This window comes from Streptacidiphilus alkalitolerans (genome assembly GCF_042511045.1).
GTDB lineage: Bacteria > Actinomycetota > Actinomycetes > Streptomycetales > Streptomycetaceae > Streptacidiphilus > Streptacidiphilus alkalitolerans.
Genome location: NZ_JBHEZX010000010.1, coordinates 117,728 through 131,899, shown reverse-complemented (window position 1 = coordinate 131,899; position 14,172 = coordinate 117,728). Strand labels below are relative to the sequence as shown.

12 protein-coding genes are annotated in these 14,172 nt (G+C 73.3%); 5 read left to right on the top strand and 7 right to left on the bottom strand.

Features of this window, described 5'->3' with window-relative positions; all coding sequences use genetic code 11:
- Positions 1-21: 21 nt before the first annotated feature.
- The 3 genes from ACEZDG_RS22930 to ACEZDG_RS22920 all read right to left on the bottom strand — a co-directional run bounded on the left by ACEZDG_RS22930 (position 22) and on the right by ACEZDG_RS22920 (position 2,364).
- Entirely contained in the window at positions 22-888 is an 867-nt protein-coding gene (locus ACEZDG_RS22930; protein WP_380512558.1) for a fumarylacetoacetate hydrolase family protein, read from the bottom strand.
- Between the two features lie 100 nt (positions 889-988).
- Positions 989-1,534: a GNAT family N-acetyltransferase gene (locus ACEZDG_RS22925; RefSeq protein ID WP_380512839.1), complete on the bottom strand. Its 546-nt coding sequence runs from the start codon at positions 1,532-1,534 to the stop codon at positions 989-991.
- A 44-nt stretch (positions 1,535-1,578) separates the two neighbouring features.
- The gene (locus ACEZDG_RS22920) at positions 1,579-2,364 is read right to left on the bottom strand and encodes a DUF1684 domain-containing protein (protein WP_380512556.1); all 786 of its coding nucleotides are present in this window, start codon (positions 2,362-2,364) and stop codon (positions 1,579-1,581) included.
- Between the two features lie 310 nt (positions 2,365-2,674).
- Between ACEZDG_RS22920 and ACEZDG_RS22915 the strand changes: the two genes are divergently transcribed.
- Together ACEZDG_RS22915 and ACEZDG_RS22910 are read left to right on the top strand one after the other, a co-directional pair.
- On the top strand, positions 2,675-3,382 hold the full coding sequence (locus tag ACEZDG_RS22915) for an HAD family hydrolase (protein WP_380512555.1): 708 nt from the start codon (positions 2,675-2,677) through the stop codon (positions 3,380-3,382).
- Positions 3,383-3,419: 37 nt separating this feature from the next.
- On the top strand, positions 3,420-5,732 hold the full coding sequence (locus ACEZDG_RS22910; RefSeq protein WP_380512553.1) for an FdhF/YdeP family oxidoreductase: 2,313 nt from the start codon (positions 3,420-3,422) through the stop codon (positions 5,730-5,732).
- Positions 5,733-5,735: 3 nt separating this feature from the next.
- On the opposite strand, the gene ACEZDG_RS22905 is transcribed toward ACEZDG_RS22910, so the two are convergent.
- Complete coding sequence (locus ACEZDG_RS22905) at positions 5,736-7,274, bottom strand: C40 family peptidase (protein WP_380512551.1); 1,539 nt, start codon at positions 7,272-7,274, stop codon at positions 5,736-5,738.
- Between the two features lie 306 nt (positions 7,275-7,580).
- Between ACEZDG_RS22905 and ACEZDG_RS22900 the strand changes: the two genes are divergently transcribed.
- Together ACEZDG_RS22900 and ACEZDG_RS22895 are read left to right on the top strand one after the other, a co-directional pair.
- The gene (locus tag ACEZDG_RS22900) at positions 7,581-8,744 is read left to right on the top strand and encodes an inorganic phosphate transporter (RefSeq protein WP_380512549.1); all 1,164 of its coding nucleotides are present in this window, start codon (positions 7,581-7,583) and stop codon (positions 8,742-8,744) included.
- Positions 8,745-8,785: 41 nt separating this feature from the next.
- Entirely contained in the window at positions 8,786-9,013 is a 228-nt protein-coding gene (locus ACEZDG_RS22895; protein WP_380512547.1) for a hypothetical protein, read from the top strand.
- Positions 9,014-9,054: 41 nt separating this feature from the next.
- Here the strand turns inward: ACEZDG_RS22895 and ACEZDG_RS22890 are convergent, their stop codons facing one another.
- From ACEZDG_RS22890 to xylB, 3 genes are all read right to left on the bottom strand, one after another.
- Positions 9,055-10,113, bottom strand: a complete 1,059-nt coding sequence (locus ACEZDG_RS22890; RefSeq protein ID WP_380512545.1) for a DUF3533 domain-containing protein — start codon at positions 10,111-10,113, stop codon at positions 9,055-9,057.
- Positions 10,114-10,188: 75 nt separating this feature from the next.
- Complete coding sequence (locus tag ACEZDG_RS22885; protein ID WP_380512544.1) at positions 10,189-11,409, bottom strand: ROK family protein; 1,221 nt, start codon at positions 11,407-11,409, stop codon at positions 10,189-10,191.
- A gap of 23 nt (positions 11,410-11,432) precedes the next feature.
- Complete coding sequence (gene xylB, locus ACEZDG_RS22880; protein ID WP_380512543.1) at positions 11,433-12,839, bottom strand: xylulokinase; 1,407 nt, start codon at positions 12,837-12,839, stop codon at positions 11,433-11,435.
- 101 nt (positions 12,840-12,940) lie between these two features.
- Between xylB and xylA the strand changes: the two genes are divergently transcribed.
- On the top strand, positions 12,941-14,119 hold the full coding sequence (xylA, locus tag ACEZDG_RS22875) for a xylose isomerase (RefSeq protein ID WP_380512541.1): 1,179 nt from the start codon (positions 12,941-12,943) through the stop codon (positions 14,117-14,119).
- Positions 14,120-14,172: the final 53 nt, after the last annotated feature.

Here is a 14,172-nt window from a genome sequence, read left to right as displayed (position 1 = left end):
GCCAGGACCGGACGCCGGCCGTCAGGCCTTGCCGAGCACCTGCCGCTGCCGGCCGAGCCCGTCGATCTCCAGCTCCATCACGTCGCCGGGCTGCAGGTAGGGCTTGTCCGCACGCCCCATCGCCACCCCCGCCGGAGTGCCGGTGTTGATGATGTCGCCGGGCTCCAGCACCAGGAACTGGCTGACGTACCAGACCACATGGCGGACGTCGAAGATCATCCCGGCGGTGCTGCCGTCCTGCCGCGGTTCGCCGTTCACGGTGAGCCGCAGGCCGAGCCGCTGCACGTCGCCGACCTCGTCCGCGGTGACCAGCCAGGGGCCGAGCGGGTTGAAGGTCTCGCAGGACTTGCCCTTGTCCCAGGTCCCGCCGCGCTCCAGCTGGAACTCGCGCTCCGACACGTCGTTGCTGACCGCGTACCCGGCGATCACCGCGTCGGCGTCGGCCGGGGAGGCCAGGTAGCGGGCGGTCCGGCCGATCACGATGGCCAGTTCGACCTCGTAGTCGGTCTTGCCGCTGCCGCGCGGGACCAGCACCTCGTCGTCCGGTCCGACCACGGTGTTGGTGGCCTTCATGAAGATGACCGGCTCGGCCGGGATCTCCGCCCCGGCCTCGGCGGCGTGGTCCCGGTAGTTGAGGCCGATGCAGACCACCTTCGGCGGACGGGCCACCGGCGCGCCGATCCGCTGCCCGGCCAGGTCGAGCACGGGCAGTGCGCCCTGTGCCAGCAGGGTTCCGATCCGTTCGGTGCCCTCGTCGAGCAGCCGCTCCAGGAAGGCGCCGTCGATGTCCCCGGTGAGGCCGGAGAGGTCGTACGCCCTCGTCTCGTCGTCGGCGGCCAGCAGGGCAGGCCGCTCCGCCCCGAAGGGTCCTACGCGCAGGAATCGCACCTGTTCACCACACACCTTTGCGATCAGGACGGTCCGGTCGCCCACCGTCGCCAGGAGCCTCGATGTATATCAACCCCTGGGACAGCCGTCCAGCTCGCGGTCACCCCTCGGACGGCCGGCCGCGGTGCCGCTCCCACTCCGGGGCCAGGATCGACATCACCTCGGTGTCCACCCACTCCCCCTCCCAGAGCAGGGCGTCCCGCAGCACGCCCTCCGCCACGAAGCCGGCCTTCTCATAGGCCCGCCTGGCCCTCGGGTTGAAGGCGTAGACCTCCAGCGAGATCCGGTGCAGCCCCAGCTTCTCGAAGCCGTAGCCGCAGATCAGCCGGGTCGCCTCGGTGCCGAGCCCGCGGCCGTGGGCGGCCGGGACCAGCGCGATCCGGAAGCTGCAGCTCTCGTTCGGCCCGTTCCAGTCGTTCAGCACCGCCTCGCCGACGCAGGCCCCACTGGCCCGCTCGAACACGGCCAGGTCGAGCCGGTCGTCCTGGCCGATCCGGGTCCGGTACCAGGCCCGCAGCCGGTCCTCGTCCGGCGCGGCGCCCTGGGTGCCGGTCAGCCGGGCCACCTCGGGGTCCGCCAGCATCGGCCGCAGCGCGGGCAGCTCCGCGTCGGTCAGCGGGCGCAGGACGACCAGCTCGCCGTCCAGGGTCGGTTTGCTGAGGAAGTCGGGCCTGGCCCGGTGGTGCGCGCTCAGTGCTGAAGCACCCGCTTCTCGCCCGCGGCGACGGCCAGCGGCAGGGTGTTCCCCGGCGGCGGGAAGGGGCAGATGAAGTGGTCCGCGAAGGCGCACGGCGGAAGGTGGGCCCAGTTGAAGTCGATCTCGGTCAGACCGTCGGCGTCGGGGGCCGGCAGATCGAGGAAGCGGAACCGGAAGACCTGCTTCCCGCTCCCCGTGTCCGCGAACACCGCGCTCAGCGAGCCGTCCTCGGCCTGGCCGACCTGCAGCGTCAGCGGCTCCCTGCGGCCCGGCGGGGTGAACGCGACCTCCCCGGCCAGCGCCAGCCCGCGCTCCCGCCCGTCCGCGTTCTCCACCGGCACGGTCCGGGCCTGCGGGTACGGGGTGAAGCGGGCCGGCAGCGCCCAGGCCGCGTCGTAGGGGTGGGCGTCGATCCCGGCGAAGGCGCTCCGGGCGGCGGAGGCGGGGTCGTAGATCCGGACCGCGTACTCCCCCTCACGGAGGATCAGCAGCAGCAGCCGGCCGCCGTGGGTGATCAGGGAGGGTTTGGGCGCGGTGTCCGGACAGAGCCGGACCGAGCCGTCCAGCGCGACGTGGTCGACCTCGAGACCGTCGTGGCGGGCCGCGGTGAGCACCACGCAGCTCCCCTGGAGCTCCCAGCGTCCGGGCACCCCCGGCAGGCCCTCGCGCAGATCGGCCAGCCAGTAGGTACCGGTGAGGGCGAGCGGGCCGTGCGGTGCCCGGGCCACGACCACCCGGTCGTCGCGCCAGTGCTTCCAGTCGTCCAGGCTGCTGCTCACTGAGGTACCTCCGGTACGGAAGGAGAGGATGGAGGAGAGGGGGAGGAAGGCGACGGGAGTGGCGCGAGCCACTCGACGGCCGCTCTCCCGAGTCGTACCCAGCGGAGTCCGGGCCCCACACCTCCGCGACGAAGCAGCGCGAGGGGAGCCCGAGGGCAGGCCCTACAGCGGACAGGCCGCGGACCAGACCCGACCGAAGTCAATATGGCCCCTGGTGACCAGGCGCAGCTCGGTATTCACCCCGCCAGTGGACCAGTGGCTGTCCGGTTCGGTCAACATCGGTCCAGCTCGCGGGACAATAATCGGGCCCATGATCAGAGCTGTGATGTTCGACTTCTCCGGCACGCTGTTCCACATCGAGTCGGTGGCCGAGTGGTTCGACGGCCTGGACCTGGGCCTGTCCGAGGACCAACGCGCGGACTGCGTCCGGCGGTTGACCGAGAGCGGGGCGCTGCCGGGCGGCCCGCCGCCGCTGCGCGCACCCGAGGGCTGGGGGCAGCGCGACCTCAGCGCGGAGCACCACCGCGCCGCGTACACCGCGCAGACCAGGCTCGCCCTGCTGCCGGCCCTCGGCCGGGACCGGGTGGACCCGGTGGCGGACGAGCTCTACCAGCGGCACAAGTCCCCCGGCTGCTGGCGCAGCCCGTACCCCGACGCCGAGCCGGTGCTCAAGGAGCTGCGGCGGCGCGGCGTCCCGGTCGCGGTGGTCAGCAACATCGGCTGGGACCTGCGGACGATCTTCGTCCACGGCGGCCTCGACCAGTATGTGGACGCCTACGTCCTGTCCTTCGAGCTGGAGGTCCAGAAGCCCGACCCGCGGATCTTCCTGGCCGCCTGCGAACGGCTCGGCAGCGTCCCCGAGGAGACCCTGATGGTCGGCGACGACCTGGCCGCCGACGGCGGCGCGACCGCCCTCGGCTGCGCCTTCCACCACGTCAGGTCGCTCCCGGTGGCCGAGCGCCCGGACGGGCTGACCCCGGTGCTGGACCTGGTCGGAGCCCGATCCGCCGCGCAGTGACAGGATGGAAGCACCCACCACCGGAGGTAGAGCGCAGATGGCCAGGCAGGCTCCCGACCAGGACCCCGTGCAGGACGCCCCCGAGGTCGCCCCGCCCAAGCACGCGGCGGCCGGCCTGCCGGCCCTGCTGCACACCGCGAAGATCGCCGGTGCGCAGATGGGCGCGAGCCGTTCGGTCCGCACCCTGCTGAAGCTCAACCAGCCGGACGGCTTCGACTGCCCCGGCTGCGCCTGGCCCGAGCCCGAGCACGCCCACATCGCCGAGTTCTGCGAGAACGGCGCCAAGGCCGTCGCCGAGGAGGCGACGCTGCGCAAGGTCGGCCCGGAGTTCTTCGCCCGGCACCCGGTGGCCGACCTGGCCGAGCGCTCCGGCTACTGGCTCGGCCAGCAGGGCCGGCTGACCACGCCGATGCTGCTGGAGGAGGGGGCGACCCACTACACCCCGATCGGCTGGAACGACGCGCTGCAGCTGGTGGCCGACGAGCTCAAGGCCCTGGACACCCCGAACGCCGCCGCCTTCTACACCTCCGGCCGGACCAGCAACGAGGCCGCCTTCGCCTTCCAGCTGTTCGCCCGTCAGCTGGGCACCAACAACCTGCCGGACTGCTCCAACATGTGCCACGAGTCCTCGGGTTCGGCGCTGACCGAGACCATCGGCATCGGCAAGGGCAGCGTCAGCCTCAAGGACCTCTACCAGGCCGACCTGATCATCGTGGCCGGTCAGAACCCGGGCACCAACCACCCCCGGATGCTCTCCGCCCTGGAGCGCGCCAAGCGCGCCGGGGCGAAGATCGTCAGCGTCAACCCGCTGCCGGAGGCCGGGCTCGAGCGCTTCAAGAACCCGCAGAACGCCCGCGGCCTGGTCGGCACCGGCACCAAGCTGACCGACCTGTTCCTGCAGATCCGCCTCGGCGGCGACCTGGCCCTGTTCCGCGCCGTCAACCAGCTGCTGCTGCAGGCCGAGCGGAAGGAACCGGGCACCGTCCTCGACCTGGCCTTCATCGAGCAGTACTGCCACGGCTTCGAGGACTGGGCCGAGGACGCGCTGACCACCGACTGGGACGCGGTACTGGCGGCCACCGGCCTGCCGGAGCAGCAGATCCGGGAACTGGCCGCGCTGGTCCTGGAGTCGGAGAAGGTCGTGGTCTGCTGGGCGATGGGCCTGACCCAGCACAAGCACGCGGTGCCGACCATCCGCGAGGTGGTCAACTTCCTGCTGCTGCGCGGCAATATCGGCCGCCCCGGCGCGGGGGTCTGCCCGGTGCGCGGGCACAGCAACGTCCAGGGCGACCGGACCATGGGCATCTTCGAGCGGCCGGGCGCGGCCTTCCTGGACGCCCTGGGCAAGGAGTTCCGCTTCGAGCCGCCGCGCGAGCACGGCCGGGACGTGGTGGACACCGTCCGCGGGATGCGCGACGGCCAGGTGCGGGTCTTCTTCGCGATGGGCGGCAACTTCGTCAGCGCCACCCCGGACACCGCCGTCACCGAGGACGCGATGCGCCGCTGCCGGCTCACCGTCCATGTGTCGACCAAGCTGAACCGGTCCCATGTGGTCACCGGGGCACGGGCGTTGATCCTGCCGACATTGGGTCGGACCGACCGGGACGTGCGGAGCAGCGGGCCGCAGCAGGTCACCGTCGAGGACTCGATGGGGATGGTGCACGCCTCGCGCGGGGCGCTCCGGCCGCCGGCCGACGACCTGCTGTCGGAGACCGCGATCGTCTGCGGCCTGGCCCGGCGCACCCTGGGCCCGAGGAACACCGTGCCCTGGGAGGAGTTCGCGGACGACTACGGCATCCTGCGGGACCGGATCGCCCGGGTCGTCCCCGGCTTCGAGGACTTCAACGAGAAGATCAAGCAGCCCGGCGGCTTCGCTCTGCCGCACGGCCCGCGCGACACCCGGGCCTTCCCCACCGCGACCGGGAAGGCCAACTTCACCGTCAACCCGCTCACCGCCCCCGAGGTCCCGGCCGGGCGGCTGCTGCTGCAGACCCTGCGCTCGCACGACCAGTACAACACCACCATCTACGGCCTGGACGACCGCTACCGCGGCATCACCGACGGCCGCCGGGTGGTGCTGCTGCACCCCGAGGACGCCGCCGAACACGGCCTGGCCGAGGGCGACTACACCGACCTGGTGAGCGAGTGGACCGACGGGACCACCCGGCGCGCCCCGCACTTCCGGGTGGTGCACTACCCGACCACCCGGGGCTGCGCGGCGGCCTACTACCCGGAGACCAATGTGCTGGTGCCGCTGGACAGCACGGCGGACACCAGCAACACCCCGACGTCCAAGTCCGTGGTGATCCGCTTCGCGGAGGACTCGGGCGCCGGGGCCGTCACCGGCTGAGCTTCAGCCCGCCGTGGGCGTGGCCTCGGCCGCCGTCGGGCTCGCCCCGGCGGAGGTCGGGTCGGCGCTGGGCGTGGGGTCCGCCGACGGCGTGCTGGACGCGGACGGCGTCGGGGTCGGCGTCCCGCCGGTGGGCGTCGCCGTGGGCGAGCCGCTGGGGCTCGCGGGCACCGTCGGCTTGGTCGTCGGCTTCGCGGTGGGCTTCGGGGTCGAGCTGGGCTTCGGGGTCTGCGTCGGCGCGGGGCCGGGGCCGATCGGCTGCGGTCCGGTGCTGCCCTTGGGGATCACCGGCGGGGTGTAGGAGCCGAGCGAGGGGCTGTTCGGGTCGGGCCGGACCGCGCCGAGGATCGGGTTCTGCGCCATCGGCGTCACCTCGACGAACGCCCCGGTGTGCGGGGCCTGGATCACCATGCCGCCGCCGATGTAGAGGGCGATGTGGCTGGCGCCGGAGAAGTAGACGATCAGGTCGCCGGGGCGCAGCGCGTTCAGCGGCACATGGGTCAGCTGCGCCCACTGCTCCTCGCTGGTGCGCGGGATCGGCACACCGGCGTGCAGCCAGGCCTGCGAGGTCAGCCCGGAGCAGTCGAAGCCGGTGGTGGGCGACTTGGGGCCGATGCCGCCCCAGATGTACTTGGCGCCGAGCTGCTGGAACGCGTAGGTCACCGCCTCCGCGCCGGCCTGCGAGGGCTTGAGGCCGCCCTTGCCGAGGATCCCGGAGGCCAGCAGCGCGGTCTGCGCCGCGTCGGCGTCCTTCTGCTCCAGCTGGGACAGCTGGTCCTGCTGCGCCCCGGTGAGCGTGGCGACCTGCTTGCGCACCGCGTCCAGCTGCTTGTTGACCGCGTCTCTGGCCACGCCCTGGGCCGCGACCAGACCGGCCGCGTTGGCCTTGGCGGTCGCCGAGGCGGCCTTGGCCTGGAGCAGGCTCTGCTGGTCCGCCTCCAGCTGCTTCAGGAAGACGGCCTGCGAGGTGGCCGCGGCCTTCAGCAACTCACCCTCGTGCAGCGCCTCCTGCGGGTTCTGCGCGAAGATCAGCTGGCCCAGCTGGGAGAGGTCGCCGTTGCGGTACTGGGCCGAGGCGAGCTGGCCGGCCACCACGGTCCCGGCGTCCACGCTCGCCTGCGCGTTGTCGACCTCGACCTGCAGCTCGTCGTCGTCCGTCTGGGCCTGGTTCAGCTGCTCGGAGAGGGCGTCGTACTTCTGCGTCGCCGTCTCGGCCAGCTGGTAGGTGGCGTGCAGCTGGTCCAGGATCGGCTGCAGCGTCTGCTCGGTCGCGGTGAGGGCCTGCACGGTGTTGCCGGACGAGCCGTCGGGGGCCCCAGCGGCACTGGCCGTCCCGGCCAGCGGCAGCACCGCGAGCGAGGCCGCGGCGAGCATCAGACCGCAGCGCAGCACCCCGCGCAGCCAGGGCCGGGTGGCCGTGGAGAGCAGCCCGCTCCCGCCCGGTGGCCGCTGCGCCGCAGCGCCCGTCCCGCCCGTGCCCCGCTGTGCCGTGTCGTCCCGCTGTGCCGTCGAACCGCGCCCCGCCATGCCCCGCACCGACATTCCCCTCGCTCCCCGTCGTCCTGCCCCGGCGATCCTTCCACGCCTGCCTGACATTGGGCAGTGCACGTCCTGGATTCTCACGTCCGTCTCAGCCAAGCAGCGCCCGGTGAATGTGACACAGCTCTCTCCTGAAGGCGCGTTGAACGGCAGGATCCAGCCACAGCCCGGTCTCCGCGGAGCGATCCGGGTGGATTCGTCCACGTTGCGCGCCTGCGGCAACTCCAGATCGGCCGTCAGTTCACTTTCCGTTCACCCAGCATCCCTACGGTCGGCCACGACGATTCCGCTGAGACGATTGTTTGGTTAATGGAACACATCACGTTCCTGGTGTGCGTCGTGATCATCACGGCCCTCGCCTTCGACTTCACCAACGGCTTCCACGACACCGCCAACTCGATGGCCACCTCCATCGCCACCGGCGCACTCCGTCCCAAGGTCGCCGTCGCGATCTCCGGAGTACTCAACCTGGCCGGGGCGTTCCTGTCGGTGGAGGTCGCCAAGACGATCTCCGGCGGGATCATCGACGAGAGCGCCGGGGTCCGCCCCCAGGTGGTCTTCGCCGCGCTGATCGGCGCGATCCTCTGGAACCTGGTCACCTGGCTGCGCGGGATCCCCTCCAGTTCCTCGCACGCCCTCTACGGCGGCCTGATCGGCGCGACCCTGGTCGCGGTCGGGACGCACGGGGTCAACTTCGACACCGTGGTCACCAAGATCCTGATCCCGGCGGTCGCCTCCCCGATCGTGGCCGGGATCGCAGCCTGGGCGGCGACCAAGGTCGCCTACCGGATCACCGCCAAGGGCAGCGAGAAGGCCAACACCCTGGGATTCAAGGTCGGGCAGATCGGCTCCGCCTCGCTGGTCTCGCTGGCGCACGGCACCAACGACGCCCAGAAGACCATGGGCGTGATCACGCTGACCCTGGTCTCCGCCGGAGTGCTGTCGCCCGGCGCCAACCCGCCCACCTGGGTGATCGTCAGCTCCGGCGTCGCCATCGCACTGGGCACCTACCTGGGCGGCTGGCGGATCATCCGGACCCTGGGCCGGGGCATCGCCGAGATCGAGGCCCCGCAGGGCTTCGCGGCACAGACCGCCTCGGCCACGGTGATCCTCACCTCCTCGCACATGGGCTTCGGCCTCTCCACCACCCAGGTCTGCTCCGGCGGCATCATGGGCGCGGGCAAGGCCGGGCGCACCGGCCAGGTCAACTGGTCCACTGCCCGCCGGATGGTCTACGCCTGGGGCCTCACCCTCCCGGCCGCCGCGGTGCTCGGCGGGGCCGGCGCCCTGGTCGCCGACCGGGGCAGCTGGGGCATCGCGCTGCTGGCCGCGGTCGGCATCGGCCTGAGCACCTGGATCTACCTGGTCTCCCGCCGGCAGGCCGTCACCGCCGAGAACGTGGTGGACGTGCCGGGCGGAGCCACCGTCACCCCGCTGGACGCCGCCGCACCCGTCGCGCCCGTCGCCGCCTGACCCGTTCGCCGCCCGACCGTTCGAGCTGGAGCCGTACCCCTATGAAGATCAACTGGCAAGCCCTGGGCAGCACCTTCGGTGTCAGCCTGCTGATCACCGTCGGCGTGGTGGCCGTGTTCTGCCTCGGCATCTCGGCGCTCTCGCGCCGGGAGACCGCCGTGGCCGACGGCACCGCCGCCCGCGGCGCCGCCCTGGCCCTGGCCACCCTCTGCTTCGCCGCCTGCCTCGCCGCCGTCGGCTACGGCCTCTCCCTGATCGCCCTGGCCTGACCCGCCCCGCCGGGGGCCGCCCCGGCCCGGCTCCCGGCGGATCAGGCGGGGTCGGGCTGCGTGATCGGGCGACCGCCTCGGGGGCGGCGGCCGGTGGCGATCAGGGAGACCAGGACGCCGACCACGACCCAGGCGGTCAGCACCAGCAGCGGTTTGGTGATCGCGGTGCCGTCGAAGTAGGCGATGGAGCGGGCGATGCTGGTGCCGGCGCCGTTCGGCAGCCAGGGGCCGATGGCCCGCCAGAACGGGGGCATCAGCGGCGGCGGGAAGACGCCGCCCGCGCTGGGGTTGCCCAGGACCACGAACAGCAGCACCGCCAGGCCGATGCCGACCACGTCGAACAGGCACTCGAGCGCCATGGTGATCGCGCCGACCGCGAAGACCACCAGCGCGCCCATCCCCCAGAGCCCGAGGACGCTGCCCGGCAGGGCGTTCAGGATCGGTCCGACGATCAGCGCGCCGCCGATCCCGGCCGCGACCGAGTACAGCGCCAGCACCGCCAGCCGGATCACCGCCCGCTTGCGGTTGGCCGGGCGCGAGCCCGCGCTGATGCCGAGGATCGAGGCGACCAGGTAGCCGCCGACGCACAGCCCGACCGCCAGGTAGAAGGAGGAGAGCCCCTCCGCGTCCCCGGCGGCCAGCGGCACCAGGTCCTCGGTGCTGAAGCTGCGGCCCTGCTGCTGCTCCGCCCCAGTGATGATCTTCTCCACGGCGGTGGCCAGCGCCGGGCCCGCCGCGTTGGCGACCAGCAGGGTGTCGTGCTTGCCCGCGGCGTTGAACACCAGTGCGGTGTAGATCTTCTGATCCAGGATCTGCTGACGCGCCGTCGCCTCGTCCGGCAGCGCCCTGGCGTCCAGCACCTGCTTGGGCAGCGCGTTCAGCCGGCTCACCAGCTGCCCGCTGACCTGCGGCGGGGCCACCACGGCGATCGAGGCGCGGTGCGGGTACGGATGGTGCAGCGCGCCCACGTAGGACACGATGAAGCCGAACTGCAGCAGCAGCACGCCGAGCACCAGGACGAAGGCCCTGGTGGTCACCGCGTCCCTGATCTCGGCACCGAATCCGCGCTGGAGCCCCGCGCCGCTCAGCCCACTGGCCATGCCGACCCGCCTGTCTGTTCGCACCATCAAATGACAAACCAGGCCATTCGTAGCACTACATCCAGGCTGATCCGGTCATGACACGCCGCTGGACTCCACCGGCAGCGGATCGTCCAGGCCCGGGTTGTCCAGCACCCGACGCACCGTCACCAGGGCTGCCCCCAGCAGCGGTCCGCGCCGGCCCAGCTTCGACACCGTCAGCGCCTCCGGCTCCCAGGGCCGTACCGTCACCCGGGCCGCCAGCTCACCGCGCATCCGCGGCAGCAGCCACTCGCCCAGCTCGGCGTAGGCCCCGCCGAGCACCACCGCCGACGGGTCGACCAGGTTCACCGCCCCGGCCAGCGCGGTGCCCAGCGCCGTCCCGGCCTGCGCCAGCGCCTCCCGGACCGGGGCCGCGCCCTCGGCCGCGTGCTTGGCCAGCAGCGCCACCCAGTCGCCGGACGCCTCCGGCAGCCCGGCCGCCGCCAGCACCGCGCCCTCGCCCGCGTACTGCTCCAGGCAGCCGCGCGCCCCGCAGGGGCAGGCGGGCCCGTCCGGGTGCACCGGGACGTGGCCGAGCTCGCCGGCGAAGCCCCTGGCGCCCTGGAACAGCCGGCCGCCGACCACCAGCGCCGCGCCGATGCCGGACTCCGCCGAGACATGGACGAAGTCGGCGGGGCCGCCCGGGCCGCTGTGCCACAGCTCGGCCAGCGCGCCGAGGTTGGCCTCGTTGCCGGCCTCCAGCCGCAGCCCGAGCAGGCTCTCCGGCAGCCGCTGCCCGCGCCAGCCCAGGTTGGCCGCGTGCACCACCGCTCCTGACGCCGCGTCGATCAGGCCGGGCACGGCCACCACCGCGCCGACCGGGCGCAGTCCCAGCCCGGCGGCCTCGGCCAGCACTCCTTCGGCGATCCGGCCCAGCTCGGCCATCACCTCGTCGGCGGGCCGCCCCCGGTTGGCGGCGGGGACCCGGGCCTGGGCCCTGATCTCCCCGCTGAGGTCGGCGACGCAGACGGCCAGGTGCTCCACCCCGACCTCGAGCCCCAGCCCGGCCGGGCCGGTGCTGCTGAGCACCAGCGCATTGCCGGGACGGCCGACCCGGCCGCTGGGCGCGGGGCCGAGTTCGACCACCAGGCCCGACTTGTGCAGCGCCACCACCAGGCTGGACACGGCCGCGCGGGTCAGCCCGGTACGGACCGAGACCTCGGCGCGGGAGAGCGGGCCGTGCTCGGCGATCGCTCCCAGCACCAGGGCCAGGTTCTGTCTGCGCATCCCCTGCTGGGACGCCGGACGGCGCTCGTCACTGGACGGACTCGGCATGGGACCCCCGTGGCCTCAAAGCTTCACTTCTCGAACAATGTCGCGGATCGTTGCAGCGTATCCGCCAGCCGCCGCAAAGCCTCGTCATCCCTGGCCACCGGCTCCAGCAGCGGGCCCGCCGCGGTGTTCCAGCGGCGGGCGACCTCGTCCGCGCGCTCCCCGGTGAGCAGCGCCGCCGCCTGGGCCGCCGCCCCGAGCGCCACCAGCTCCCGGGCCGCCGGGATCCGCACCGGGCGTCCGGACAGCCGCAGTACGGTCCGCTGCCAGGCGGCCCCCTGCGCGCCGCCGCCGATCAGCAGCAGCTCCTCGGCCCCGTCCGGACGCTCGCCGCCCGCGGTGAGCACCTGCTCCAGCGCGGCCAGCAGCGAGTACGCCGCCCCGTCGTAGGCGGCCTGCAGCAGCTGGCCCGGCGTGGTGTCGTGCCGCAGCCCCTGCATCAGACCGGCCGCGTAGGGGAGGTCGGGGGTCCGCTCGCCGTCGAAGTACGGCAGCACGACGGCCGTGCCGCCGGGCTCCACCGCCTCCCGGTCCCGGCCGAGCAGGGCGGCCACCCGGTCCACGGCCAGGGTGCAGTTGAGGGTGCAGGCCAGCGGCAGCCAGCCGTCCAGGGCGTCGGCGAAGCCGCAGACCGTGCCGCTGGGGTCGGCCGGGCGGCCCCGGGTGACCGCGTAGACCGTGCCCGAGGTGCCCAGGCTGAGCACCGGCCGGCCGGCCTCCAGGCCCAGGCCGAGCGCCGCCGCCATGTTGTCGCCGGTCCCGGCCGCCACCGGGATCCCGGCCCGGAGCGCCGTGCCGGCGCCGACGTAGCCGGCCGCCTTGCCCGGCTCCACCACCTCCGGCAGCATCCCGGCGTCGAGTCCGAGCAGCTGCAGCAGCCGGTGGTCGTAGCCCTCGGGCGTCCACCAGCCGGTCCCGGAGGCGTCGCCGCGGTCGGTCACCGCGGCGCCGGTCAGCCGCTCGGTCAGGTAGTCGTGCGGCAGCCGCACGGCGGCGGTGCGGGCCGCGGCCTCCGGCTCGACCTCGCGCAGCCAGGCCCATTTCGCGGCGGTGAAGGCGGCCCCCGGCACGCTTCCGGCCCGCCGCGCCCAGGTGGTCCGGCCCAGCTCGGAGACCAGCGCGGCGGCCTGCGGGGCCGAGCGCACGTCGTTCCACAGCAGCGCCGGGCGGACCGGCTCGCCCGCCGCGTCCAGGGTCACCAGGCCGTGCTGCTGGCCGCCGACCGACACCGCCGCCGCCTGCTCGGCGTAGCCGGTCGCGGCCACCGCCTCGCCCAGCGCCCGCCACCACTCGCGCGGATCGCTCTCCCGCGCCCCGCCCCCGCTGACGGTGTGCGCGGCCCGGCCCTCGCCGAGCACCGCGCCCGTCCCCACCTCGACGGCGAGCGCCTTGGTCGACTGCGTGGAACTGTCGATCCCGATCACGACCTGCACGGTTCCTCCTTGGTCCGGCCCGGGGTCTTCCCCTCCCGGTCGTCTGATACTAATTTGTTTATTGCGATGACGAATAGCCCCTCGTGCTCTGGAGCCGAAAAATGACTGACCCGACCACCCTCACCCCCACCCCCGCCGACCGCTTCACCTTCGGCCTCTGGACCGTCGGCTGGCAGGGCCGCGACCCCTTCGGCGACGCCACCCGCCCGGCCCTGGACCCGGTCGAGTCGGTGCACCGGCTGGCCGAGCTGGGCGCGTACGGGGTGACCTTCCACGACGACGACCTGATCCCCTTCGGCAGCGACGCCGGCACCCGCGAGGGCCACATCAAGCGCTTCCGGCAGGCCCTGGACGCCACCGGGATGGCCGTCCCGATGGCCACCACCAACCTCTTCACCCACCCGGTCTTCAAGGACGGCGCCTTCACCGCCAACGACCGGGACGTCCGCCGCTTCGCGCTGCGCAAGACCATCCGCAACATCGACCTGGCCGCCGAGCTCGGCGCCACCACCTACGTCGCCTGGGGCGGCCGCGAGGGCTCCGAGTCCGGCGCCGCCAAGGACGTCCGGGTCGCCCTGGACCGGCTCAAGGAGGCCTTCGACCTGCTCGGCGACTACGTCGAGGCGCAGGGCTACGACATCCGCTTCGCGATCGAGCCCAAGCCCAACGAGCCGCGCGGCGACATCCTGCTGCCGACCATCGGGCACGCCCTGGCCTTCATCAACTCGCTGGAGCACGCCGACCGGGTCGGCCTGAACCCCGAGGTCGGCCACGAGCAGATGGCGGGGCTGAACTTCCCGCACGGCATCGCCCAGGCGCTGTGGCACGGCAAGCTGTTCCACATCGACCTGAACGGCCAGTCCGGCATCAAGTTCGACCAGGACCTGCGCTTCGGCGCCGGCGACCTGCGCCAGGCGTTCTGGCTGGTCGACCTGCTGGAGTCGTCCGACTACGCCGGCCCGCGGCACTTCGACTTCAAGCCCCCGCGCACCGAGGACATCAACGGCGTCTGGGCCTCCGCCGCCGGGAACATGCGCAACTACCTGGCGCTCAAGGCCAAGGCCGCCGCCTTCCGCGCGGACCCGGCGGTGCAGGCCGCGCTGCGGGCCTCCCGGCTGCACGAGCTGGCGCAGCCCACCCTGGCCGAGGGCGAGTCCCTGGCCGACCTGCTGGCCGACCCCAGCGCCTTCGAGTCCTTCGACGCGGACGCCGCCGCCGAGCGCGGCATGGCCTTCGAGGCGCTGGACCAGCTCGCCCTGGACCACCTGCTGGGCCTGTAGGCCCGGTCCGGCCCCGAGCCGGAGGGGCGGGCGCGGGATTCCCGCGCCCGCCC

Coding starts and splice junctions, on each gene's coding strand:
- ACEZDG_RS22905 (WP_380512551.1), bottom strand. CDS start 7,274: ATGTCGGTGCGGGGCATGGCGGGGCGCGGTTCGACGGCACAGCGGGAC.
- ACEZDG_RS22890 (WP_380512545.1), bottom strand. CDS start 10,113: ATGGCCAGTGGGCTGAGCGGCGCGGGGCTCCAGCGCGGATTCGGTGCC.
- ACEZDG_RS22895 (WP_380512547.1), top strand. CDS start 8,786: ATGAAGATCAACTGGCAAGCCCTGGGCAGCACCTTCGGTGTCAGCCTG.
- ACEZDG_RS22910 (WP_380512553.1), top strand. CDS start 3,420: ATGGCCAGGCAGGCTCCCGACCAGGACCCCGTGCAGGACGCCCCCGAG.
- ACEZDG_RS22900 (WP_380512549.1), top strand. CDS start 7,581: ATGGAACACATCACGTTCCTGGTGTGCGTCGTGATCATCACGGCCCTC.
- ACEZDG_RS22885 (WP_380512544.1), bottom strand. CDS start 11,409: ATGCCGAGTCCGTCCAGTGACGAGCGCCGTCCGGCGTCCCAGCAGGGG.
- xylA (WP_380512541.1), top strand. CDS start 12,941: ATGACTGACCCGACCACCCTCACCCCCACCCCCGCCGACCGCTTCACC.
- ACEZDG_RS22915 (WP_380512555.1), top strand. CDS start 2,675: ATGATCAGAGCTGTGATGTTCGACTTCTCCGGCACGCTGTTCCACATC.